Here is a 238-nt window from a genome sequence, read left to right on the forward strand (position 1 = left end):
GACCGGTCAGCGGATCACCCACCGTTTTGCCTCTGCCAAACAGTATGTTAATCACGCCTGCCGGGAAGATATCTTTCGCCAGCTCTGCCAACTTCAACGCGGTCAGCGGGGTAATTTCTGATGGTTTAAGCACTACGCAGTTCCCTGCCGCCAGCGCCGGAGCAAGTTTCCACGCGGCCATCATCAGCGGATAATTCCACGGTGCGATAGAAGCCACGACCCCCAACGGATCGCGACG

The 238-nt window shown here is 57.6% G+C and carries 1 protein-coding gene; it reads right to left on the bottom strand.

Annotation, left to right across the window (positions count from 1 at the left end; genetic code table 11):
- The coding region (locus SB822_RS60780) for an aldehyde dehydrogenase family protein (RefSeq protein WP_410859610.1) at nucleotides 1-238 on the bottom strand (238 nt) is incomplete at both ends.

This window comes from Paraburkholderia sp. SIMBA_054, from assembly GCF_046534875.1.
Lineage (GTDB): Bacteria > Pseudomonadota > Gammaproteobacteria > Burkholderiales > Burkholderiaceae > Paraburkholderia > Paraburkholderia hospita.